Origin of the sequence: Streptomyces sp. NPDC020379, assembly GCF_044387105.1 — a bacterium.
Taxonomy (GTDB): Bacteria; Actinomycetota; Actinomycetes; order Streptomycetales; family Streptomycetaceae; genus Streptomyces.
On sequence record NZ_JBIRVR010000033.1, the window covers coordinates 1 to 21,805 of the forward strand.

At 70.1% G+C, this 21,805-nt stretch carries 20 protein-coding genes; 17 read left to right on the plus strand and 3 right to left on the minus strand.

Going from position 1 to position 21,805, the window contains the following annotated elements:
• The coding region (locus tag ACH427_RS30030) for a helix-turn-helix domain-containing protein (protein WP_398874647.1) at nucleotides 1–138 on the plus strand (138 nt) is incomplete at its 5' end.
• 830 nt (nucleotides 139–968) lie between these two features.
• Here ACH427_RS30030 and ACH427_RS30035 read toward each other — a convergent pair.
• Entirely contained in the window at nucleotides 969–1,244 is a 276-nt protein-coding gene (locus ACH427_RS30035) for a hypothetical protein (RefSeq protein ID WP_398874553.1), read from the minus strand.
• A 132-nt stretch (nucleotides 1,245–1,376) separates the two neighbouring features.
• Between ACH427_RS30035 and ACH427_RS30040 the strand changes: the two genes are divergently transcribed.
• The 5 genes from ACH427_RS30040 (at nucleotide 1,377) to ACH427_RS30060 (ending at nucleotide 5,764) form a co-directional block, all read left to right on the plus strand.
• Complete coding sequence (locus tag ACH427_RS30040) at nucleotides 1,377–2,219, plus strand: Scr1 family TA system antitoxin-like transcriptional regulator (protein WP_398874555.1); 843 nt, start codon at nucleotides 1,377–1,379, stop codon at nucleotides 2,217–2,219.
• Nucleotides 2,203–2,424 (plus strand): DUF397 domain-containing protein, encoded by a 222-nt coding sequence (locus ACH427_RS30045; RefSeq protein ID WP_398874557.1) that lies wholly within the window; start codon nucleotides 2,203–2,205, stop codon nucleotides 2,422–2,424. Before ACH427_RS30040 ends, ACH427_RS30045 begins: the two co-directional genes overlap by 17 nt.
• Nucleotides 2,425–2,609: 185 nt before the next feature.
• Nucleotides 2,610–3,293, plus strand: coding sequence for a ribulose-phosphate 3-epimerase (gene rpe / locus ACH427_RS30050; RefSeq protein ID WP_398874560.1), 684 nt, complete (start codon nucleotides 2,610–2,612; stop codon nucleotides 3,291–3,293).
• Nucleotides 3,294–3,440: 147 nt separating this feature from the next.
• The gene (locus ACH427_RS30055; protein ID WP_398874649.1) at nucleotides 3,441–4,430 is read left to right on the plus strand and encodes a sugar-binding transcriptional regulator; all 990 of its coding nucleotides are present in this window, start codon (nucleotides 3,441–3,443) and stop codon (nucleotides 4,428–4,430) included.
• Between the two features lie 164 nt (nucleotides 4,431–4,594).
• Nucleotides 4,595–5,764 (plus strand): pyridoxal phosphate-dependent aminotransferase, encoded by a 1,170-nt coding sequence (locus ACH427_RS30060; protein ID WP_398874562.1) that lies wholly within the window; start codon nucleotides 4,595–4,597, stop codon nucleotides 5,762–5,764.
• 132 nt (nucleotides 5,765–5,896) lie between these two features.
• Here ACH427_RS30060 and ACH427_RS30065 read toward each other — a convergent pair whose 3' ends face one another.
• A complete protein-coding gene (locus tag ACH427_RS30065; protein ID WP_398874564.1) occupies nucleotides 5,897–7,051 on the minus strand; it encodes an acyl-CoA dehydrogenase family protein in 1,155 nt (384 codons plus the stop codon).
• Nucleotides 7,052–7,578: 527 nt separating this feature from the next.
• Between ACH427_RS30065 and ACH427_RS30070 the strand changes: the two genes are divergently transcribed.
• The 5 genes from ACH427_RS30070 to ACH427_RS30090 all read left to right on the plus strand — a co-directional run bounded on the left by ACH427_RS30070 (nucleotide 7,579) and on the right by ACH427_RS30090 (nucleotide 13,471).
• Nucleotides 7,579–8,526: a cytochrome P450 gene (locus tag ACH427_RS30070; protein WP_398874566.1), complete on the plus strand. Its 948-nt coding sequence runs from the start codon at nucleotides 7,579–7,581 to the stop codon at nucleotides 8,524–8,526.
• Nucleotides 8,527–8,695: 169 nt separating this feature from the next.
• Entirely contained in the window at nucleotides 8,696–9,763 is a 1,068-nt protein-coding gene (locus tag ACH427_RS30075) for a polyprenyl synthetase family protein (protein ID WP_398874568.1), read from the plus strand.
• Nucleotides 9,760–10,680, plus strand: coding sequence for a hypothetical protein (locus tag ACH427_RS30080; RefSeq protein ID WP_398874570.1), 921 nt, complete (start codon nucleotides 9,760–9,762; stop codon nucleotides 10,678–10,680). Before ACH427_RS30075 ends, ACH427_RS30080 begins: the two co-directional genes overlap by 4 nt.
• 11 nt (nucleotides 10,681–10,691) lie before the next feature.
• Entirely contained in the window at nucleotides 10,692–12,050 is a 1,359-nt protein-coding gene (locus ACH427_RS30085; protein ID WP_398874572.1) for a cytochrome P450, read from the plus strand.
• Nucleotides 12,051–12,112: 62 nt separating this feature from the next.
• Nucleotides 12,113–13,471: a cytochrome P450 gene (locus tag ACH427_RS30090; RefSeq protein ID WP_398874574.1), complete on the plus strand. Its 1,359-nt coding sequence runs from the start codon at nucleotides 12,113–12,115 to the stop codon at nucleotides 13,469–13,471.
• 50 nt (nucleotides 13,472–13,521) lie between these two features.
• Here ACH427_RS30090 and ACH427_RS30095 read toward each other — a convergent pair whose 3' ends face one another.
• A complete protein-coding gene (locus tag ACH427_RS30095; protein ID WP_398874576.1) occupies nucleotides 13,522–14,709 on the minus strand; it encodes a cytochrome P450 in 1,188 nt (395 codons plus the stop codon).
• 120 nt (nucleotides 14,710–14,829) lie between these two features.
• On the opposite strand from ACH427_RS30095, the gene ACH427_RS30100 reads away from it, so the two are divergent.
• From ACH427_RS30100 to ACH427_RS30125, 6 genes are all read left to right on the plus strand, one after another.
• The gene (locus tag ACH427_RS30100; protein WP_398874578.1) at nucleotides 14,830–15,507 is read left to right on the plus strand and encodes a TetR/AcrR family transcriptional regulator; all 678 of its coding nucleotides are present in this window, start codon (nucleotides 14,830–14,832) and stop codon (nucleotides 15,505–15,507) included.
• Nucleotides 15,508–15,536: 29 nt separating this feature from the next.
• A complete protein-coding gene (locus ACH427_RS30105; RefSeq protein WP_398874581.1) occupies nucleotides 15,537–16,820 on the plus strand; it encodes a hypothetical protein in 1,284 nt (427 codons plus the stop codon).
• A 227-nt stretch (nucleotides 16,821–17,047) separates the two neighbouring features.
• Complete coding sequence (locus ACH427_RS30110) at nucleotides 17,048–18,490, plus strand: GuaB1 family IMP dehydrogenase-related protein (RefSeq protein ID WP_398874583.1); 1,443 nt, start codon at nucleotides 17,048–17,050, stop codon at nucleotides 18,488–18,490.
• Between the two features lie 374 nt (nucleotides 18,491–18,864).
• A complete protein-coding gene (locus tag ACH427_RS30115) occupies nucleotides 18,865–20,358 on the plus strand; it encodes an amino acid permease (RefSeq protein ID WP_398874585.1) in 1,494 nt (497 codons plus the stop codon).
• A 10-nt stretch (nucleotides 20,359–20,368) separates the two neighbouring features.
• Nucleotides 20,369–20,824, plus strand: a complete 456-nt coding sequence (locus tag ACH427_RS30120; protein WP_095580789.1) for an Lrp/AsnC family transcriptional regulator — start codon at nucleotides 20,369–20,371, stop codon at nucleotides 20,822–20,824.
• A 174-nt stretch (nucleotides 20,825–20,998) separates the two neighbouring features.
• Nucleotides 20,999–21,799: a carbon-nitrogen hydrolase family protein gene (locus tag ACH427_RS30125; RefSeq protein ID WP_398874587.1), complete on the plus strand. Its 801-nt coding sequence runs from the start codon at nucleotides 20,999–21,001 to the stop codon at nucleotides 21,797–21,799.
• Nucleotides 21,800–21,805: the final 6 nt, after the last annotated feature.

Below are 21,805 nucleotides of genomic sequence, written 5' to 3' on the forward strand. Positions count from 1 at the left end.
GGCGGACGACCGACCGTTGTCGATGACGACAAGCTTGCCGTGGCCCGTGCTCGGCACGCCAAGGGGGAGAGCGTCACGGCCATCGCTAAGGCCCTCGGAGTGTCCAGGGCGACCCTGTACCGGCACCTAGGCGAGTAGGGCGCAGCGGAGCACAGAGCCCTGCCCGCACGCCTCGGGGGAGGAACGCACGGGCGGGGCCCTCTACCGCCTCAGGCTTTCCCGCTGCTGTCTTCGCGGGGTCGGTTGGCTTGCCGTCCGAACACCCTGCGCGGCTCCCTGTTCCGGCTGTCCGACTCGGTTCCGTTACATGAATTGCACGCGTGGACCAGTTTCGTGCCGTTCGGCAACTTTTCGTCGATGAATCCCCTGCCGAAGCACTTATTGCACATCGCCCCTCCTTCTAGCTGTGTTCGATGCGCCCGGTGCCGCCGCAGTCTTCGCACTGGTGCTGCAATCCGTCTTTGGTCACGTACCCGGTACCGCTACAGGTATTGCACGGCGTCGAGCCCATGTTGGCGTTTCCCTTCTATGGTGCGGTCACTTCTACCCCCTGATGGCCACCTGTGCCCAACGGGGCTGGTGCCCGCCCTGCCGGGGTTGTGTCGTCCCGCCCGGCAGGGCGGAGCTTGGCGCCTTCCGGCTGTCCGCCGTACAGCCGGAAGGGGTGCCTGCCCCTCTGTGATCGGCTAGCGCCCAACGGGGGGATGCGGGCGCACGCAGAGGGGTAGGCGGTCTAGAAGCGGGCGGGACCGCCGTGAGCAGCGAGCCAGATAGCGGCCCCGCAGGCGGCCACCAGGGCGCCGAAAAGAACCAGCCCTTCGAGATGGCCCGCCCAGTCCCGTCGTGCGCCTGCGCGGCCCGCCTTGTGCCGTCGTCGCGCCATCACGCCTCCTTGTGGTGGATGCGCTCATCCCGGATGGGGTAGGCGAGCGGTCCGCCCGTGTGCGCCACGAGGGGTAGGGGTTCGATCACGGGTGCCCGCCTCTCACGGTGATGCCGTCCTGCCCGACTACGAAGGGGGTCCGGGCGTCGGCGGGGTGCCCCTGACCCTCCGCGCCCACCTGCTTCCGCTCGTCGGCTGTGGCGAGCCTCAGCCCTTCCGGATCGGCGTCCCATACGAGTCCGCTACCCGGCGGGCGCAACTGGACGTGATGGTCATCGTTTCCCATGACCTGACCCACTCGTCCCAGGTGTGTATCCACCAGCCACACACCCTCGCGGTAGGTGATCAATGCGGCAGTCATCTGTTCGAGCCTCCGTGTGTCCCGCCCTCTGTGAGCGGGCATCAACCGTGAGGCATAGGCTCCATCCGCACAGCCGCGCTGAACAGGCTATTTTTCATGCCAACTGGCTTTGGAATATTGGGGGTTGGACACTTGATCGGTGCGCCGCCTGACGATTCGGAAGAGCCCGACACGCCTGCCAAGGAGTTCGGCAGGGAGATCAAGTGCGCCCGGGAGGCTCGTGGGTGGTCGCAGGCTCAGCTTGCCGTCCGGCTGCTTTGCGGACAGCCGTACGTCAGCAAGGTGGAGACAGGCCAGCAGCTGGCCTCACCTCAGTTCGCGGAGCAGTGCGACAAGGTATTCGGCACGCCGGGCACCTACGCTCGGTGGCGGCAGCGAGCGGCCGACGGCCGGTACCCGTCATGGTTCGTGCCCTACCTCAAGTTGGAACGCGAAGCGCAGAGCATCTGCGACTATTCCAACGCGTTCGTCATGGGCATACTGCAAACCCCGGAGTACGCCGGAGCCGTCTTCCGTTCGGCGCACCCACGTGAGACGGAACTCGAGATCAAAGCCCGGATCGAGCTGCGCATGCAGCGGCGAGAGATCTTCGAGAGTGAGGACCCCCCGCTGTTGTGGGTGATCCTGCACGAGGCGGTCTTACGTTCCGCCGTGGGCGGGCCCGAGGTCATGCGGGGACAGCTCCAGCATCTGTTGGCGGCAGCGGAGTCCCCGCACGTTGCCATTCAGGTCTTCCCCTTCGCTGCGGGTGCGCCGCCGAAGGGAGTGCCGTTCATTGTGCTGACGCGACGAGACGGAACGATCATCCTGTACGAGGAGACGTACACGCGAGGGCATGTGGACGACTCGGCGAGGGCGGTCGCCGAAGCACAAGCGGCGTACGAGCGTCTACGTGCCGATGCCCTGTCACTCGCGAACTCTCTGGTCCTTATCCGGCACGTTATGGAGGCGTACGCCCATGAGCACCACCCCTGACTTCTCTCGCGCGGTATGGGTGCGATCCACCTACAGCCAAGGGAACAACGGCAACTGCGTCGAATGGGCACCCGCATACGCAGCTTCCGGCGTCGTTCCCGTCCGTGACAGCAAGGACCCCTACGGTCCCGCTCTGAGGTTCCCTGTGGGCGCGTGGGCCTCGTTCGTGGCCAAGGTGAAGGGGGAGGGCGGCGCGGCCGTCTGACGGCCTCTGGGCGATCCGGTGGACGAGATCAGGGCAATTCCAGCGTGGCCCGCTGGCCTCCCACCTGCTGCCCCTGCACCCGTAGGGCCTAGTCTTGCAAGGGACAGCCCCTGTTCAGCGGCCCCGCAGGACCCGGGACCATGGGGTGTAGCGAGACCAGGTGGCTCCGTACAGAGAGTTTGGAAATGGCCCAGATCAACCCCAGCATCCTCTCCGCCGATTTCGCCCGCCTCGCCGATGAGGCGAAGGCCGTGCAGGGCGCCGACTGGCTCCATGTCGATGTCATGGACAACCACTTCGTCCCCAACCTCACGCTCGGGGTGCCGATCGTGGAATCGCTCAGCAAGGCCACGGACACCCCCCTCGACTGCCACCTGATGATCGAGGACCCGGACCGCTGGGCCCCGCAGTACGTGGAGGCCGGCGCGGGTTCGGTCACCTTCCACGCCGAGGCCGCCGCGGCGCCGGTCCGGCTGGCGCGGGAGATCCGGGCCAAGGGTGCCCGCGCGTCGATGGCGCTCAAGCCCGCGACGCCCATCGAGCCGTACGAGGACCTGCTGCCCGAGCTCGACATGCTGCTGATCATGACCGTGGAGCCCGGCTTCGGCGGTCAGGCGTTCCTCGACATCATGCTCCCCAAGATCCGCCGGACCCGGGAGCTCATCCAGCGGCACGGCCTCGAGCTGTGGCTCCAGGTCGACGGCGGGGTGTCGGCGCAGACGATCGAGCGCTGCGCGGAGGCCGGGGCGGACGTCTTCGTGGCCGGCTCCGCCGTCTACGGTGCGCAGGACCCTGGGGCCGCCGTACGCTCGCTGAGGGAGCAGGCGGAGCAGGCCACGGCCGTCGCGCCCTGGGCCTGCGCGCACTGACCCGGTCCCGCACCGCGCCCGGAACGCCGTGGTGCGGAACAGGCCCTGATCAAAGGACCGCCGTTTCTGACAGGATGACGGTCGAGTCCACAGCTTGAACACAGAAGTGAGGAGGCCGCGGTGTCGACGGGCCGTTCTGCCACGCCGATGGGGCCCGCCGAGCTGGTGCAGGCGGCGGCCATGGCCCGCCGCTTCTACCTCGAGGGCAAGTCGAAGATCCAGATCGCCGAGGAGTTCGGCGTGAGCCGCTTCAAGGTGGCCCGGGTGCTGGAGACCGCTCTGGAGCGGGATCTGGTGCGGATCGAGATCCGGGTGCCGGCCGAGCTGGACGCGGAGCGCTCCGACGCGCTGCGCGCCCGCTACGGCCTGCGGCACGCCGTGGTCGTCGAGTCCCCGGCCGACGCGGCCGAGGACGCGCCCGACCCCGAGAACCTCGGTGAGGTGGCCGCAGACCTGCTCGGCGAGCTGGTGCACGAGGGCGACGTCCTGGGCCTGGCCTGGGGCCGCTCCACCATCCACATGGCCGCGGCCCTGCACCGGCTGCCGCCGTGCACGGTGGTCCAGCTCACCGGTGTCTACGACGCGGGCACCGCCGAGCGCGGCTCGGTGGAGGCCGTGCGCCGCGCGGCCCAGGTCTCCGGCGGCGAGGCGCACCCGATCTACGCGCCGATGCTGCTGCCCGACTCCGCCACCGCCGCGGCCCTGCGCGGCCAGACCGGCATCGCGCGGGCCTTCGACTACTTCGACAAGGTCACGGTGGCCGCCGTGTCCATCGGCTCCTGGGCACCCGGCATCTCGACCGTCTACGACATGCTCGGTGAGGAGGAGCGCGCGCACTACGCCTCGCTCGGCGCCGCGGCCGAGATGTCCGCGCACCTCTTCGACGCCGAGGGCCGGCGCATCGGCCGCGACCTGGGCGAGCGCTGCATCACCGTCGAGGCGGACCGGCTGCGCCGCATACCGGAGGTCGTCGCGATCGCCGGGGGCCTGCGCAAGGCCGCCGCGATCGGCGCGGTGCTGCGGTCCGGGCTCGTCACCAGCCTCGTCACCGACACCGCCGCCGCCGACTATCTGCTGCTGGAGACCGGCCCGGGCCCGCGCCCGGCGCTGGACCGGGCGGACCCGGACGGCAACTGACCCACCACGCCTCACCCGCGCCGCCCGCCGGGGGCCGCCCCGGCGGGCGGCGCGCGTAGGCGGCCCGTGCGGTACGCGGGCCCTGCTCCCCGTGTGATGTCCGGCTGTGACAATGGGCGAGCGCACCATGCCCCGCACATCCGTCGGTCGAGGGAGAAGCACGCATGACCCGGAAGCCCGTCAACAGCCGCCTCGCGGAATTCGGCACCACCATCTTCGCGGAGATGTCCGCCCTGGCGGCCCGGACCGGGGCGATCAACCTCGGCCAGGGCTTTCCGGACACCGACGGGCCCGAGGAGATCAGGGAGGCCGCCGTCCGTGCCCTGCGGGACGGCCGCGGCAACCAGTACCCACCCGCCGCCGGCGTCCCCGAGCTGCGCCTCGCCGTCGCCGACCACCAGGCGCACCGCTACGGCCTGGCCTACGACCCCGACACCGAGGTGCTGGTCACCGCGGGCGCGACCGAGGCGATCGCCGCCGCGCTGCTCGCCCTGGTCGAGCCCGGCGACGAGGTGATAGCGCTGGAGCCGTACTACGACTCGTACGCGGCCTGTATCGCCATGGCGGGCGGCAAGCGGGTGCCCGTGACGCTGCGCCCCCGCGACGGTGCCTTCCGCCTGGACCTCGACGAGCTGCGCGACGCCGTCACCCCCAGGACCCGGGTGCTCCTGATCAACACCCCGCACAATCCGACGGGCGCGGTGCTCACCCGCGAGGAGCTCGCGGCCGTCGCCGCCCTCGCGGTCGAGCGCGACCTGCTCGTCATCTCCGACGAGGTCTACGAGCACCTCGTCTTCGAAGGCGAGCACGTCCCGCTCGCCTCGCTGCCCGGTATGCGCGAGCGGACCGTCACCATCGGCTCCGCGGGCAAGACGTTCTCCTTCACGGGCTGGAAGGTCGGCTGGGTGACGGCACCGGCGGCCCTGATCGCCGCGGTCCGCTCGGCCAAGCAGTTCCTGACCTACGTCTCGTCCGGCCCGTTCCAGTACGCGATCGCGGAGGCCCTGCGGCTGCCCGACAGCTATTTCGAGGACTTCCGCGCCGACCTGCGGGCCAAGCGCGACCTGCTGGCGGCGGGACTCGCGGACGCGGGCTTCGCCGTGCACCGCCCGGCCGGCACCTACTTCATCACGACCGACATCCGCCCCCTCGGCGCGACCGACGGCCTGGACTTCTGCCTCGCCCTGCCCGAACGCGCGGGCGTGGTGGCCGTGCCCAACACCGTCTTCTACGACAACCGCGCCGAAGGCGCCCCCTTCGTCCGCTTCGCCTTCTGCAAGCGGGTCGCCGTGCTGGAGGAGGCGGTGGCGCGCCTCAAGAGCCTGGCGGCGTGACCGACCCGAGGAATCCGCTCCGCCGTCCGGCCGGGAGACCGGCCGGTGGCGGGCGGCCCCTTTGGCACCACCTCGCCGCGAACCTCCGCCCGCACCCGTGAACCGGCCCCCGGGGCACAGACGTGAGCGCGGTCAGAGCCCCATCGACTTGGCGACGATGCTCCGCATGATCTCGCTGGTGCCGCCGAAGATCCGGCTGGCGCGGTTGTCGGCATACAGCCGGGCGATGGGGTACTCCATCATGAAGCCGTAGCCGCCGTGCAGTTGGAGGCACTTGTCGATGACGCGGGCCGCGGTGTCACCGCAGTAGAGCTTGGCGGAGGCGGCCTCGTCGGCGCTGAGCTCCCCGGCGTCGAACGCCTCCAGCGCCCGGTCGACGACCGCCTGCAGGGCGTCGACCTCCGCCTTGCAGTCGGCCAGCACGAACTTGGTGTTCTGGAAGGCGGCGACCGGCTTGCCGAAGACCGTGCGCTCCCGGACGTACTCGGTGGCGAAGCGCACCGCGGCGGCGGCGTGGGCGTACGCGCCGACGGCGATACCCAGGCGCTCCTGCGGGAAGATGTCCGCCAGGCAGGCGAAGGCGTTGCCGAGCCCGCCCACCACATCGGTGACCGGGACCCGTACGTCGGTGAACGTCATCTCGACGATGTCGGAAGAGCGCAGGCCGAGCGTGACCGGCTCGGCGGTGATCGCGACGCCCTCGGCCCGGGCTTCCACGGCGAGCAGCGACATGCCACCGCGCCGGTCGTCCTGGCCCTCTCCGGAAGTGCGGCAGGCGACGAGCACCAAGTCGGCCTGGGCGCCGCCGGAGACGAACGACTTCACGCCGTTGAGTACGTAGTGCGTGCCGTCCTCGGACAGCACGGCCGCGGTCCGTATGCCGGCGACGTCGGAGCCGGCGCCCGGCTCGGTGATCGCGATGGCCGTCATCAACTCGCCTGTGACGAAAGCGGGGAGCCAGCGCTTCTTCTGCTCATCGGTGGTGTATTTCACAAATGTGGCCGGGAGTGCCATATGGGCGCTGGCGCCACCGAAGGTGACTCCGGCCCTGGCGCACTCCTCGCTCACGACGGCGTTGAACTTGAAGCCCGTCTCGCCGGCGCCCCCGAACTCTTCCGGTACGCCGAAACCGAAAATTCCGAGCTCGCCCAGTTTGCGATAAAACGCACGCGGCACGCGGCCCGCGGTCTCCCATTCCTGATGGACCGGTGCGACCTCGGCCGCGATGAAGTCCCGCAGCACGGAGCGGAACGCCTCGTGGTCGTCATCGAAAACTGTGCGCCGCACTCTGGCCCCCGTGTACTGAACGGCTTTCCCTCGAACGGCTCGAACCTAATACGCAGTTGACGGATCTGTCCAGGAGGTAGACGATCTTGGTCTGCCTGCTTGTGCGTCCGCTGTCACGACTCGTTCGTGGGTCACGAAACCCTTGCTGTCGGGTCGGCTGGTGTGCCTACTATGCGGCGACCAGGGTCGAGGATCGTATCGGTTGACGCCCCGGGTTCAATGCCGCTGTCGGTGGGCAACGGCAGGCAAGCTACAGAGAATGGGGGCTCTGTTCTGTGCACGCGATGTTCGATGCGCGCGATCCACGCCTGCGTGACGATCCATATCCGCTCTACAAACGGCTCCGCGATGCCGAGCCGGTCCATCGAACGCCCTATGGGCACTGGGTTATTTCCGGATATCGGGAAGTCGCATCACTCATCCGCAATCCTCGGCTGACCAGTGAATACCCGCAGGACCGCAAATGGGCGGAACAGCGGGGTGGTTGGGACAGTCCGATCGTCGAGGCCACCCGCAGGTGGATGCTCATGCGGGACGGCGCGGCGCACCGCAGACTGCGCGGCCTGGCCAACCCGCTCTTCACCGCCAGGGCGATCCAGGAGCTGCTGCCGCGCGTGGCCGGTATCGTCCGGCAGATCATGGATGAGATGGGCAGCGGCCGGGACATCGATCTCATCGGTTCGCTCGCCGCCCAGGTGCCGGTGACGGTCTTCTGCGGACTCGGCGGCCTTCCGGTGGAGGACCGCGACCTGTGCCGGAAGTGGACCGACGCGCTCGGTCACGTCATCGATCCGGCCATCGACGGGACCACCCGCCGCGCCATGAACGACGCCGCGGAGGAGTTCGGCGCCTATATCGCCGAGCACCTGGCCAGACGGCGTGCCGATCCCCGGGACGACATCCTTTCCCGCCTGCTGCTGGCGGAGTTCGACGGTGAGAAGCTCACCGATGACGAGATCATCGCCAACGTCATGATGTTCTTCATGGGCGGCCACGAGACGACCGTCAACCTCATCGGCAACGGCATGCTCGGCCTGCTGCGCCACCCCGATCAGCTGCGGGCGCTGCGCGAGGACCCCGGCGTCATCGGGGACGGGATCGACGAACTGCTGCGGTACGACGCGCCGATCCAGCTCGTGGCGCGTATCACCACAGGCGACATCGACATCGCCGGCACCACCATTCCGTCCGGCTCCAAGGTGATGATCCTGCTCGGAGCCGCCAACCGTGACCCGCTGCGCTACCCGGACCCGGACCGCCTGGACCTGTCCCGGCGCGACATCCGCCCGCTCTCCTTCGGCGGCGGCCCGCACTACTGCATCGGCGCCATGCTCGCGAAGGCCGAAGCACGGCTGGTATTCACCGAGTTGATCCGCCGCTACCGGGGCATCGCCCTGAGCCGCGAGGACGTGACCTGGCGCCGCCAGGTCAACATCCGTGGCCTCAGCGAGCTGCGTGTGGATCTTCTGCCCTGATCTCTGCGGCTCGGACAGCGGCTCGCAGGACGGCCGCACCGCACTCGCCCACGGCATGCACATCATCCGGCCCGGTCACGGGCTCCCGCGCGAACGCCGCCCCTGTGGTGCGCCCCGACGTGCGTGTGGAGTCGGCGTGACGGGCCCCACAGGGGGACGAAACACCAATATGAGCACGCAGACGATGCCTCCCGACGTACTCGACACGGGACTGATGAGAAAGGCCGTCGACACCGTTCTGGAGGATTTCCTGGCGGGGAAGACGGAGTTTGCCAAACGGCCCTCAACGGCCCAACTTCTGGGCGCGTTCGCTGAATTCATGTCGGGCGGGAAGCGTATTCGTCCGCTGCTGGCCCTGACCGGATGGCGGGCCGTCGGCGGAGAGCGTGGTAGCGAATCCATCGTGCGTGTGGCCGCCTCGCTCGAGATGTTCCACGGGTTCGCCCTCATTCATGACGACATCATGGACGACAGCGATACCCGCCGCGGCCGCCCCGCCATCCACCGGACACTCGCCGGAGCCCACGGGGATGACCACTCGGGGCAATTCGGGCGCAGCGCCGCGATATTGCTCGGCGATCTCGCTTTCACATGGGCGGACGAACTCCTGCACACAGCGGGGCTCACTCCCGTGCAATACGCGGCATTGCTGCCCCTGATTACCGAGATGCGCACGGAAGTGATGCTCGGGCAGTATCTGGACCTGCGTGCGACGGGCGATTTGTCGGACGATGTCGAGGCCACATTGACGGTCAACCGCTACAAGACCGCCAAATACACCGTCGAGCGGCCCTTGCACATCGGCGCGGCCATGGCCGGCGCGGGGCCCGAGGCCATGGCCGCCTGTACTGCCTACGCCATTCCACTGGGCGAGGCGTTCCAGCTCCGCGACGACCTGCTGGGTGTGTACGGCGACGTCATGGACACCGGCAAGTCGCGCCTGGACGATCTGCGGGCGGGCAAGAACACCACCCTCGTCGCACTCGCCCTGCGCGCATCCGACGCGGCACAGGCCGCCCGGCTGCGCGCGCTGATCGGTGACCCCTCCCTGGAGGAGGCGGGCGCCGAGGAAGTCCGCGCCGTCTTCGCCGCCACCGGGGCCCGGGAAGCGGTCGAGCGCTTGATCGACGACCGGTACCAGCAGGCGTTGCGTGCCCTGGACACCGCCCCGTTCGCCCCCGAGGCGACCGCCACCTTGAAGAACCTCGCCCGTACGGCGACGAGGAGGAACTCGTGATCACTGACCTGACCGCACCCGCCCCCGCGACCGTCCCGGCCGGCATGGCGCCCTACTGGCAGGAGTGCACCGACCGCTTCGCCGGGCTGTTCTCCCGGTATCTCGGGTACGAGGCGCAGAAGGTGCCGATGACGGACGCCGAGTTGCGCGAGGTCATCGACGCCTGCAACCGCGCGGTCGCGCCGCTGGGCAAGACGGTCTCCGACAAGCGGTGGATTTCCTACATGGATGTCGTCCGGTGGTCCCAGAGCGCCCGGCACATCAAGGACATGGAGGCGTTCAAGGCCGTCTGCGTGCTCAACTGCATCACCTTCGTGTGGGACGACATGGACCCCGCGCTGCACGACTTCGACCTCTTCCTGCCCGAGGTGCGGGCGGTGTGCGACCGGTACTACGGCGAGGAGGACGCGGCGTTCGCGTACGAAGGTGCCCGCGCCTTCGTCACCAGCGACCACATGTTCCGTGACTCCCCGGTCAAGAAGGTGCTCTGCGCCACCTCGCCCGAGCAGTACTTCCGGTTCCGCGTCACCGACGTCGGCGTGGACTTCTGGATGAAGATGTCTTACCCCGTCTACCGCCACCCGGAGCTCACCGAGCACGCCAAGACAGGTCTCGCCGCCCGCATGACCACACGTGGGCTGGCCATCGTCAACGACTTCTACTCGTATGACCGGGAGGCCGCGCTCGGTCAGATCACCAACTGCTTCCGGCTGTGCGACGTGACGGACGCGGCCGGATTCCGGCGCTTCTTCGACGCCCGGCTGGGCGACATGTCCGAGGACATGGAGTGCATCGCCGCTTTCGACGACACCACCCGGGACGTCCTGCTGGATCTCCTCCATGGCAACTTCGTGTGGACCACGCGTGACCGGCGCTATCAGGCGGCCGTGAACGACGTGAACTCGCGCATCCAGTAAGGGACCGCCCCATGCCCACCGCGAAACCCACTACCGCGCACCGGTCCTGGCGGACCGGTGCCGCACCCGGCGCGCTGCCCCTTCTCGGGCACGTGCTCCCCCTGTGGCGCCGCCCGCTGGACTTCATCGCCTCGCTGCCCGCCCACGGCGATCTCGTCGAGGTCCGGCTCGGTCCCAGCCGCGCCTACCTCGCCGCCCACCCCGAACTGGTCCGGCACGTGCTGCTGAACCCGCGCGTCTTCGACAAGGGAGGGGTCTTCGACAAGGCGCGGCAACTGCTCGGAAACAGCCTGTCGGTCTCCCGCGGTGAGGAGCACCGCTTCCAGCGACGCCTCATCCAGCCGGCCTTCCATACCACGAAGATCGCCGCGTACACCAACGCCGTCGCCGACGACACCCGTGCGGTGACCGACGCCTGGCGTCCGGGGGAGACCCGGGACATCAGCGACGCGATGCACGCCCTGCTGATGCGTGTCGCCGCACGGACCCTGTTTTCCACCGGGCTCGACGACCCGGTGATCGAGGAGGCCCGGCACTGCCTCCGGACCGTCTCCCAGGGCATCTACAAGCGCACCGTGGCCCCTCTCGGGGTCATGGAGAAGCTGCCCACACCCGGAAACCGCGCCTACGACCACGCCAACTCCCGGCTGCGGGAGATCGTGGCGGAGATGATCGCCCGGCGGCGCCGCTCCGACGCCGACCACGGTGATCTGCTCTCCACCCTGCTGCGCGCCGAACACCCGGAGACGGGGGAGCGGCTGGACGACCGTCAAGTGCTGGACCAGGTCGTCACCTTCCTGGTCGCCGGAAGCGAGACCACCGCCTCCACCCTGGCCTTTGTCTTCCATCTCATGGGCACCCTGCCCGAGGTCGAGAACCGGGTGCACGCCGAGGTGGACGAGGCCCTCGGGGGCCGCACCCCGGTCTACGACGACCTGTCGGCGCTGCCGTACACGCGGAACGTCATCACCGAGGCGCTGCGCCTGTACCCGCCGTCCTGGATGGCGATGCGGGTGGCCGCGGAGGACACCGAACTCGGCGGCCGGCACATCCCCGCCGGGACGATGATCCTCTACAGCGCCTACGCCCTGCACCACAACCCGGAGCTCTTCCCCGACCCGGAGACCTTCGACCCCGGACGGTGGGAGGGTGAACGGGCCCGGGAGGTGCCACGCGGCGCGCTGCTGCCCTTCGGCGCGGGCAGCCACAAGTGCATCGGCGACGTCCTGGCCCTCACCGAGACAGCCCTCATCGTCGCGACCGTCGCTGCGCGCTGGCGGTTGCGCCCGGCGCCCGGGTCGTCCCTCCGCCCGGAGCCGAAGGCCACCCTGGAGGCCGGCCCGTTGCCGATGATCTGCGAACGGCGCTGACCGCGCCCTTCCGCGCACAGCAGCCCGCCCAGCCCGTGCCCCGTCACCGAAGGACGATCCGAATGAAGACCACCTCCGACACGTCCGCGCGTACCTGGCGGGTGACCGCGGCCCCCCGCCGACTCCCTTTGGTGGGCCACGCGTTGCTGCTGGGACGCCGGCCGCTGGAGTTCCTGACCTCGCTGCCTGCCCTCGGGGACCTGGTCGAGCTGCGGATCGGCAGCAAGCAGGCGTTCCTGCCCTGCCATCCGGAACTGGTGCAGAAAGTGCTGTTGAACGCGCGGGTCTACGACACCGGGGGGCCGGTGAAGGAGAAAGCCCGCCCCATCCTGGGCAACGGGCTGATCACTTCCGACTGGGCCGACCACCGCCGACAGCGGCGGATGGTGCAGCCGGCCTTCCACCCCGCTCGCATCGCCGCGTACGCCGGGGTCATGCACGAGGAGTGCGCGGCGCACGCGGCCACGTGGGAGGCCGGGAAGCCGGTCGACATCAGTGACGCGATGCAGGGCCTGACCGCCCGGGTCACATCCCGCGCCCTGTTCTCGACCGAGATGGCGCCGCATTCGGTCGCCGAGATCCAGCGCAGCCTGCCCGTCATGGTGAAGGGCGCGTACCGCAGGGCCGTGGACCCCACCGGGCTGCTGGCGAAGCTGCCGCTGGCGGCCAACCGTGAGTTCGACGTGGCACTCGGCCGGCTGCACGCGCTCATCGACGGCATCGTCGGCGACTACCGGCGGACCGGCGAGGACCGCGGCGACCTGCTGTCCGCGCTGCTGGCAGCCCGCGACGACGAGGACGGCGGGCAGATGTCGGACCAGGAGGTCCACGACCAGGTCATCACCCTGCTGCTTGCCGGAGTGGAGACCACGGCCAGTGCGCTGACCTGGGCCTGGCACCTGCTGGCGGCCCACCCCGAGGCGGAGCGGCGGCTGCACGCGGAGGTCGACGAGGTACTGGCCGGCCGGACGCCGACCTACGCCGACGTGCCGAAACTCGCCTACACCCAGCGGGTCTTCACCGAGACGCTGCGACTGTACCCGCCGGCGTGGATGTACACCCGGATGACCACCGAGGACACCGAGCTGGGCGGGCACCGGCTGCGCGCCGGAACCGACATCCTCATCAGTCCGTACGTCATCCACCGCATGCCCGGACTGTTCGCGGACCCCGATGACTTCGACCCGGACCGGTGGCTGCCCGAGCGTGCCAAGGATGTGACGCGCGGCTCGTACCTGCCGTTCGGCGCCGGCAGCCGCAAGTGCATCGGCGACGTCTTCGGGATGACGGAGGCGACTCTGGCGCTCGCCGCGCTCGCTTCCCGCTGGCGGCTGCGGCCTGTCCCCGGCGTCGCGGTCCGGCCGCGGGCCCAGATGAGTCTGACCGCCGGACCGCTGCCGATGGTGCCCGAACCGCGCTGAGGCCGGACCTGCCGTCAGCGGGCCGGCCGGGCCCGCTGACGGTCGGACCGTCAGCCGAAAGTGACCGGCAGCCGGTGCAGCCCGCGCAGCATCATGCTGGGGCTCCAGGTGAGGTCGGCCGGTTCGGCGTCCAGGGCCAGATCGGGGCAGCGTTCGAGCAGGGTGCGGAAGGCTATGACGCCCTGCATACGGGCCAGCGGCGCGCCCAGACAGTGGTGGATGCCGTAGCCGAAGGCCATGTGGCCGCGGGCGTCCCGGCGGATGTCGAAGCGGTCGGGCTCGGCGAACCGCTCGGGGGAGCGCGAGGCGGCGGCCAGTACGACGGCTACGGACTCGCCGCGGGGGATGGTCGTGCCACCGATCCGCACCGGCTCCTTGGTGTAGCGGAAGGCCGTGGTCTCCACCGGGCCCTCGTACCGCAGCATCTCCTCCACAGCGTTCTCCAGCAGCGACCAGTCGGCACGCAGGGCCGCCAGCTGATCGGGGTGGCGCAGCAGCGTGAGTGTGCCGCTCGAAATCATGTTGGCCGCCGTCTCGTACCCGGCCACCAGGAGCAGGAAGGCCATGCCCAGCATCTCCTCGGTGGAGAGTCCGTCCTCCTCGTCCATGGCTCCGGCGAGGGCACTGAGCAAATCCTCGCCGGGCTCGCGCCGCTTGGCGGTGATGAGCTCCGCGAGGTAGCCGGCCATCGCCTGTGCGGCGGCACCGGCGGCCTCGGGCCGGGTGAAGTCGGTGCTCTCCACATACCAGTCGTGGAAAGCCTTGCGATCGGTCGCCGGCACCCCGAGCAGCTCGCAGATCACGGCGAGGGGCAACTGCAGCGCGAACGCCTCGACCAAGTCCGCCCGGCCCAACGGCAGCATGGCGTCCACCAGTTCGTCCGCGATCTGCTGCACCCGCGGGCGCAGCGCCTCGATGCGTCCGGTGGTGAACTCCTTGGCGACCAGCTTGCGCAACCGGGTATGCTGCGGCGGGTCGGTCTGCACCATGTTCAGGCCGACGGAATTACCTCCGTCGTCTTCCCAACTGGTCGAATGACGGATGTCATTGGACAGCCGAGGGTCGGTCAGCGCGGCGCGTGCCTCCTCGTGCCCCACAATGATCCAGAACTCGCCGGACGCGTCGGAGCGCACCCGGTGCACCGGGCCCCGCGCACGCATCCGCTCGTAGATCGGGTAGGGGTTGTCGACGAAGCCCTGACCAAGTGCTGACAGGTCCTCAAAAGGCTGTACGGACATGGGAGTCCCTTGCGGTCGAACGGCCCGGGAGCAACAACTGGACAGTGTTCCCCGGTTAACTGGCGGCGACCCTAGCAACGAAACGGACAGTAGTCCACGGTTGGTGTTAGGGTGCCGCCCATGGCCACCAGCGACGATCGACGGACACCGTTGCGCAAGGACGCGCGGCGCAATCGGGAGACGCTGATCACCGCCGCCCGGGAGGTCTACGCCGAGCGCGGTGTCGACGCCCCGCTGGACGAGATCGCCCGCAGGGCCGGAGTCGGCAATGCCACGCTCTACCGCCACTTCGCCAGCCGCGCCGAACTGATCGAGGCAGTCTTCCGGGACTCCTTGACCCCGCTCCTGCGCGCCGCCGAGGAGTCGCGCGCCCACCCCGACCCCTGGGCCGGACTCACCGCCTACGTGGACCGCGTCTTCACGCTGCTCGCCGCCGACCGCGGCGCCAACGACCTCATGACCACCGGCATGCAGGGCGTGCCGACCCTCGAAGCGCTCCACGAGGGCAACCGGCACACGCTCGACGTCCTGTTGCGCCGTGCTCAGCAACAGGCGGCGGTCCGCGCCGACATCGGCGTGGAGGACCTGCTGTTCCTGCTCACCGCGCTCGGTCGCGCCGTCCCCGCCGTCCCCGGCTCCTGGCGCCGCTACCTCGCCCTGCTCCTGGACGCTCTGCGTCCCGCCACCGCCCATCCCCTTCCGGGCCCTCCGCTCAGCCCCGACCAGTCCGGTGCCGCCCTGCGCCGGCTGGACCCCGCACCGGGGACAGGCTCGAGCCGGGACCGGCCGACACGGTAACCCCGCGCACTTTGGAGACCCCGCACGTCATGATCAGTCAGCGCCCCGTATCTCCCTACGAGAGCCCCTACTTCTTCGATCTCCGAGACGCCGGCCTCCCGCTCTACGACATGCCCGCCTACGTGGAGTCCCTGGTCCGCGGCCGCATGGACCCGGCTCTGATGACACGCGCCCTCGGCCTGCTGACCGAACGTCACCCGATGCTCCGCTCCGAGGTGGTGGCCGGCGCCGAAGGGCTCCTGCTGCGCGTCCGCGACCGTGTCCAGCCACCGCTCACCGTGCGCGACGGCATCGACGAGCCCTTCGCCGAACTGATCAACCACCGCCCGGACTGGACCGAGAGCATGCTGCATGCCTGGCTGCTCACCGACGGCGAGCACAGCCAGGTCGTGCTCGCCGTCCACCACGGCGTGGCCGACGGCCGCTCCGCCTTCGCCCTGCTCGACGAGTTCTGGCAGTACTACACCGCGCTCGTGGCCGGTGCGAACCCCGCGCCCGAGCGGCGTGACGAGCTGCCCGAGGCCATCGACACCCGGCTGGCCGGCGCGTTCCCCAACGGTGAGATCGATGCCTTGGCCGACGTTCTCGCGCAGGGCTCGGACGAAACCCTCAAGCCCGCCACCTTGCCGACCGAGGCCATCGGCCGCCCTGACCGTCCGGCACCGGCGCGCCGCTTCGTCGTCGACCGGCTGGAGTTCGAACCGGAGATCACCGACGCCGTGGCCGCCGCTGCCCGCGCCCGTGACGTCACCGTCAACAGCCTCGTCACCGGCCTGGTGCTCACCGCCGTTCGCGCCCAGCTCGCACCCGAGACCGGACCCCTGGCCATGGTGTGCGGCCACGGCGTCGACCTGCGCACCCGCCTGACCCCCGAGCTGCCGCTGAGCACCGTGCTCAACTGCATCACCGGACTGCAGACGCCCGTGGTCGTCCCGCACGACGACCACCCCCACACCATCGGCCGGGAGGTGGCCGAACAGTTCGCCGCCGCCCTGGCCCGGCGTGACCCCGAGCGCTTCCTGCTGGCCGCGCTCCGGGCCGGTGCCCGTGGCGTGGCGGTGCCCGTCCCGGTGGTCAGCTACGGCATATCCAATGTCGGGCGGATCCCGGCGCACCCGGTCCCGGAGGGAATGTCCCTGATCCGGTTCGGCGGCACCTCGAATGCCCCCGGCATGCCGCCGAAGATCGGCGCCGCCAGCTTCGGCGGCCGGTTGCTGCTGCAGAACGAGTACGACAGCTGGATCTACAGCGGGGAGCAGATGACCCGCCTGCGAGAGACCATGCGCCAGGCCCTCGAGGGCCTGGCTCGCTGAACACCTCCTTCGGAGGACCGGGCGAACCCGTCGGCTCCCCATGGCCTGTCCGAAGCCACAGATGACGGCGACCGCTCCTGGGCGAACCCATGAGAATCGGGCTCCGGTTCGTCACTACGCGGAGGCATCATGGATGATGGGTCCAGGAACCTCAGCCCGATCCGGAGCTGGCTCGGTGCTGACTCCCCACCCGCCTTGTACTCAAAACCGCAGGTGAGAGAGCCAGTATGCGATTCCTCAACGACCAGAAGCCGCCGTACGACCTGACGTACGACGACGTGTTCATGGTGCCCAGCCGCTCCGCGGTCGGCTCCCGCCAGGGCGTGGACCTCTCCGCCCCGGACGGGACCGGCACCACCATCCCGCTCGTGGTCGCCAACATGACCGCGATCGCCGGCCGCCGCATGGCCGAGACGGTCGCCCGCCGCGGTGGCCTCGTGGTCATCCCGCAGGACATCCCGATCGAGGTCGTCACCGAGGTCATCTCCTGGGTCAAGGGCCGTCACCTGGTCCTCGACACCCCGATCGTCCTCGCCCCCACCCAGACCGTCGCCGACGCCCTGTCGCTGCTGCACAAGCGCGCGCACGGCGCCGGTGTCGTCGTCGACGGCGACCACCGCCCGGTCGGCGTCGTCACCGAGTCGGACCTGACCGGCGTGGACCGCTTCACCCAGCTGTCCGAGGTCATGTCGAAGGAGCTGCTGCTCCTCGACGCCGACATCGACCCGCGCGAGGCGTTCAACAAGCTCGACGCCGCGCACCGCAAGCTCGCGCCCGCCGTCGACAAGGACGGCAAGCTGGCGGGCATCCTGACCCGCAAGGGCGCCCTGCGCGCCACGCTCTACACCCCCGCCACCGACGCGGACGGCAAGCTGCGCGTCGCCGCCGCCGTCGGCATCAACGGTGACGTGGCCGGCAAGGCCAAGGCCCTGCTGGAGGCCGGTGCCGACACCATCGTCGTGGACACCGCCCACGGCCACCAGGAGTCGATGATCTCCGCGATCAAGGCCGTCCGCGGTCTCGACCCGCGGGTCCCGATCGTCGCGGGCAACATCGTCGCCGCCGAGGGCGTGCGCGACCTCATCGAGGCCGGCGCGGACATCATCAAGGTCGGCGTGGGCCCCGGCGCCATGTGCACCACCCGCATGATGACCGGCGTGGGCCGCCCGCAGTTCTCCGCGGTCATGGAGTGCGCCGCCGAGGCGAAGAAGTTCGGCAAGCACGTCTGGGCCGACGGTGGCGTCCGCCACCCGCGCGATGTCGCCATGGCGCTCGCCGCCGGTGCCTCCAACGTCATGATCGGCTCCTGGTTCGCCGGGACGTACGAGTCCCCGGGCGACCTCCAGCAGACCGCCGACGGCCGGCTCTACAAGGAGAGCTTCGGCATGGCCTCGGCCCGCGCCGTGCGCAACCGCACCAGCGAGGAGTCGGCCTACGACCGGGCCCGCAAGGGTCTGTTCGAGGAGGGCATCTCCACCTCGCGGATGTTCCTCGACCCGACCCGTCCGGGCGTCGAGGACCTGATCGACTCGATCATCGCGGGCGTCCGCAGCTCCTGCACCTACGCGGGCGCGGGCTCCCTGGAGGAGTTCCAGGAGCGTGCCGTCGTCGGCGTCCAGAGCGCCGCGGGCTACGCCGAGGGCAAGCCGCTGCACGCCAGCTGGCAGTAAGCGAAACGATCCCCGAAGGGGCGCGGTCCGGTTCTCCGGGCCGCGCCCCTTTCGCATGCCCCGGGGCCTGTGAGCCATGACCCGGTCGGCGCCTGTTGACGCCGACATGTACCGATTCGTAAGGTGACGTGCAACGATCGCCCGTTCCGGCCCCCCGCACGCAATGATCGTACGGGCATACGCAAGAATGGTGCATTACGAGCGCACGCACCCACCTCGTAGGGTCTGCGCTGTACGTGGAGTGGCGGATACCGCTTGCTCGCGGTCCCCCTCCTTCCATGGGTTCGCTCCGCCCTGCCGGCGCCGCCCCGGTGGGGTCCCGTCGGTGGTCGTCCCCTCCGCCCTCGACAGGCAGCGACGAATGGAGCCACCCAGTGTTGGACCACGGCACAGCGCCCCCCGCCACGGGCGACGACCAGCGCTCGCCGCGCCCGGCCGCCGGCTTCGCGGCAGGTCTCATGCGGCGCAAGCCGGTCGAACGCCTCGTCGCCGAGGGCGGGCAGGGCGAGGGCGGTTCGCTGCGCCGCTCGCTCGGCATGTGGCAGCTGACGATGATCAGCATCGGCGCGACCCTCGGCACCGGCATCTTCGTGGTGCTCGGCGAGGCGGTCCCCAAGGCGGGCCCCGCCGTCATCATCTCGTTCGTCATCGCCGGCATCACGGCCCTCTTCTCGGCCCTCTCCTACGCGGAGCTGGCCGGCACCATCCCGGTCTCCGGCTCCTCGTACTCCTACGCCTACGCCACCCTCGGCGAGCTCGTCGCCTGGGTCTGCGGCTGGTGCCTGATCCTGGAGTACGGCGTCTCCGTCGCGGCCGTCGCCGTCGGCTGGGGGCAGTACCTCAACGAGCTGCTCGACGGCACGATCGGCGTCACCATCCCCGCGTCGCTGGCCAACCCGCCCGGCGACGGCGGCGTCTTCAACCTGCCCGCCCTGCTCGTCGTGCTGCTGTGCATGGCCTTCCTGCTGGGCGGGGCCAAGGAGAGCGCCCGCGCCAACACCATCATGGTCGCGGTGAAGATCGTCGCGCTGCTGCTCTTCTGCGGTGTCGCCTTCCAGGGCATCAAGGCCGGCAACTACACCCCCTTCATGCCGCTCGGCGTCGCGGGCCTGAGCTCCGCCGGTGCCTCGCTGTTCTTCTCCTACATCGGCTTCGACGCCGCCTCCACCGCCGGTGAGGAGGCCAAGGACGCGCAGCGCGACCTGCCGCGCGCGATCATGCTCTCCCTGATCATCGTCACCGCGCTCTACTGCCTCGTCGCCGCCGTCGCCGTCGGCGCCATGCCCTGGCAGAAGTTCGAGGGCAGCGAGGCCGCGCTCGCCGGGATCATGAAGGACGTGACCGGCCAGAGCTTCTGGGCCGTGCTGCTCGCCGCGGGCGCCGTCATCGCCATCGCCTCCGTCGTGCTGACCGTCCTCTACGGCCAGACCCGCATCCTCTTCGCGATGTCCCGCGACGGCCTGGTGCCCAAGGTCTTCTCCAAGGTCCACGCCAAGAGCGGCACCCCCCGGGCGAACACCGTCATCGTCTCGCTCTTCTGCGGCATCCTCGCCGCGGCCATCCCGCTCGGCCAGCTCGCGGACGCCACCAGCATCGGCACGCTCTTCGCGTTCGCCCTGGTCAACGTGGCCGTCATCGTGCTCCGCCGGACCCGCCCGGACATGAAGCGCACCTTCCGGGTGCCGCTCAGCCCGGTCTTCCCGGCCATCGGCTTCCTCCTGTGCGTCTACATGATGGGCAGCCTCGACAAGGTCACCTGGATGGTCTTCGGTGTCTGGATGGCCGTCGGGCTCGTGATCTACTTCGGGTACGGGAGGAGCCGCTCGCGGCTCGCCCGGGAAGAGACGCAGGTTTCCCTAGAGAAGTGATCCACCCGCAGTGCGACTGAACGATCTCGACGAACGCATCGTCCACGCCCTCGCCGAGGACGCCCGCCGCTCCTACGCCGACATCGGCACCGAGGTCGGCCTGTCCGCGCCCGCTGTCAAGCGGCGCGTGGACAGGCTGCGGGCCGAGGGCGCCATCACCGGCTTCACCGTGCGGGTGGACCCGGCGGCGCTCGGCTGGGAGACCGAGGGCTTCATCGAGATCTACTGCCGCCGGAACACCTCGCCCGAGGCCATCCACCGCGGCCTGTCGCGCTATCCGGAAGTGGCGTCCGCCTCCACCGTCACCGGCGAGGCGGACGCCATCGTCCAGGTCTTCGCCTCCGACATGCGCCACTTCGAGCGGGTGCTGGAGCGCATCGCGGGCGAGCCCTTCGTCGAGCGCACCAAGTCCGTCCTCGTGCTCTCCCCCCTGCTGCGCCGCTTCAGCTCCGGCGCCCCCTCCTGAGCGGCGCCGGGACCCCGTGAGCCTCCGCGCAATGAATCGCCGCGGAGGCGGCACAACGCGCAACGAATGCCGCGTCGGTACGCAATGGTGGCGCCTTGTCGGGCGGAGTTACCGGCCCGTACCGTCAAGGCGTCCTTAACGCACGCCCCCTCGCGACAGGTGAAGAGAGGCCGCATGACGCCGCTGCGCACCGCGCTGTACCAAGGCCGCCCCGGCGTTCCCGCCTCCACCGCCGAGACCCTCGACGACCTGGCCGCCGCCGCGCGCCGGGCCGCCGACGCGGGCGCCCGGCTGCTGCTCACCAACGAGCTCTACCTCACCGGCTACGCCCTCGGCGCCACCGTGCGGGAGCGGGCCGAGCCCGCCGACGGCCCGGGCGCCCGGGCCGTCGCCCGCATCGCCGCCGAGCACGGCCTGGCCATCGGCTACGGCTACCCCGAGCGCGCCGGCGCGGTGCTCCACAACTCCCTCCAGCTCATCGCGCCGGACGGGCAGCGCCTCGCGCACTACCGCAAGACCCACCTCTTCGGGGACTACGAGACCGCCCACTTCACGCCCGGCGACGAGCCGGTCGTCCAGGCCGACCTCGACGGCGTCCGCCTCGGCATGCTGATCTGCTACGACGTCGAGTTCCCCGAGCCGGTGCGCGCCCACGCCCTCGCCGGCACCGAGCTGCTGCTCACCCCGACCGCGCTGATGCGGCCGTACGAGATCGTCCCGCAGACGATCGTCCCGGCCCGCGCCTGGGAGAGCCAGCTCTACATCGCCTACGCCAACCGCTGCGGCACCGAGGGCGAGTTCGCCTTCGCCGGCCTCAGCTGCCTCGCCGCCCCCGACGGGACCGTACGGGCGCGGGCGGGCGCGGGCGAGGACCTGATCATCGCCGACGTGGACCCGGCGCTGCTCAAGGACTCCCGCGCCGAGAACACCTATCTGAGCGACCGCCGTCCGGAGCTTTACGGCTCGCTCGGCTGAAGCAGC

Bases quoted from the DNA above. Each gene is read 5' to 3' on its own strand.
- ACH427_RS30035 (WP_398874553.1), bottom strand. From the start codon at position 1,244: ATGACTGCCGCATTGATCACCTACCGCGAGGGTGTGTGGCTGGTGGAT.
- ACH427_RS30045 (WP_398874557.1), top strand. From the start codon at position 2,203: ATGAGCACCACCCCTGACTTCTCTCGCGCGGTATGGGTGCGATCCACC.
- rpe (WP_398874560.1), top strand. From the start codon at position 2,610: ATGGCCCAGATCAACCCCAGCATCCTCTCCGCCGATTTCGCCCGCCTC.
- ACH427_RS30055 (WP_398874649.1), top strand. From the start codon at position 3,441: ATGGGGCCCGCCGAGCTGGTGCAGGCGGCGGCCATGGCCCGCCGCTTC.
- ACH427_RS30060 (WP_398874562.1), top strand. From the start codon at position 4,595: ATGACCCGGAAGCCCGTCAACAGCCGCCTCGCGGAATTCGGCACCACC.
- ACH427_RS30070 (WP_398874566.1), top strand. From the start codon at position 7,579: ATGCGGGACGGCGCGGCGCACCGCAGACTGCGCGGCCTGGCCAACCCG.
- ACH427_RS30075 (WP_398874568.1), top strand. From the start codon at position 8,696: ATGAGCACGCAGACGATGCCTCCCGACGTACTCGACACGGGACTGATG.
- ACH427_RS30085 (WP_398874572.1), top strand. From the start codon at position 10,692: ATGCCCACCGCGAAACCCACTACCGCGCACCGGTCCTGGCGGACCGGT.
- ACH427_RS30090 (WP_398874574.1), top strand. From the start codon at position 12,113: ATGAAGACCACCTCCGACACGTCCGCGCGTACCTGGCGGGTGACCGCG.
- ACH427_RS30095 (WP_398874576.1), bottom strand. From the start codon at position 14,709: ATGTCCGTACAGCCTTTTGAGGACCTGTCAGCACTTGGTCAGGGCTTC.
- ACH427_RS30100 (WP_398874578.1), top strand. From the start codon at position 14,830: ATGGCCACCAGCGACGATCGACGGACACCGTTGCGCAAGGACGCGCGG.
- ACH427_RS30105 (WP_398874581.1), top strand. From the start codon at position 15,537: ATGATCAGTCAGCGCCCCGTATCTCCCTACGAGAGCCCCTACTTCTTC.
- ACH427_RS30110 (WP_398874583.1), top strand. From the start codon at position 17,048: ATGCGATTCCTCAACGACCAGAAGCCGCCGTACGACCTGACGTACGAC.
- ACH427_RS30125 (WP_398874587.1), top strand. From the start codon at position 20,999: ATGACGCCGCTGCGCACCGCGCTGTACCAAGGCCGCCCCGGCGTTCCC.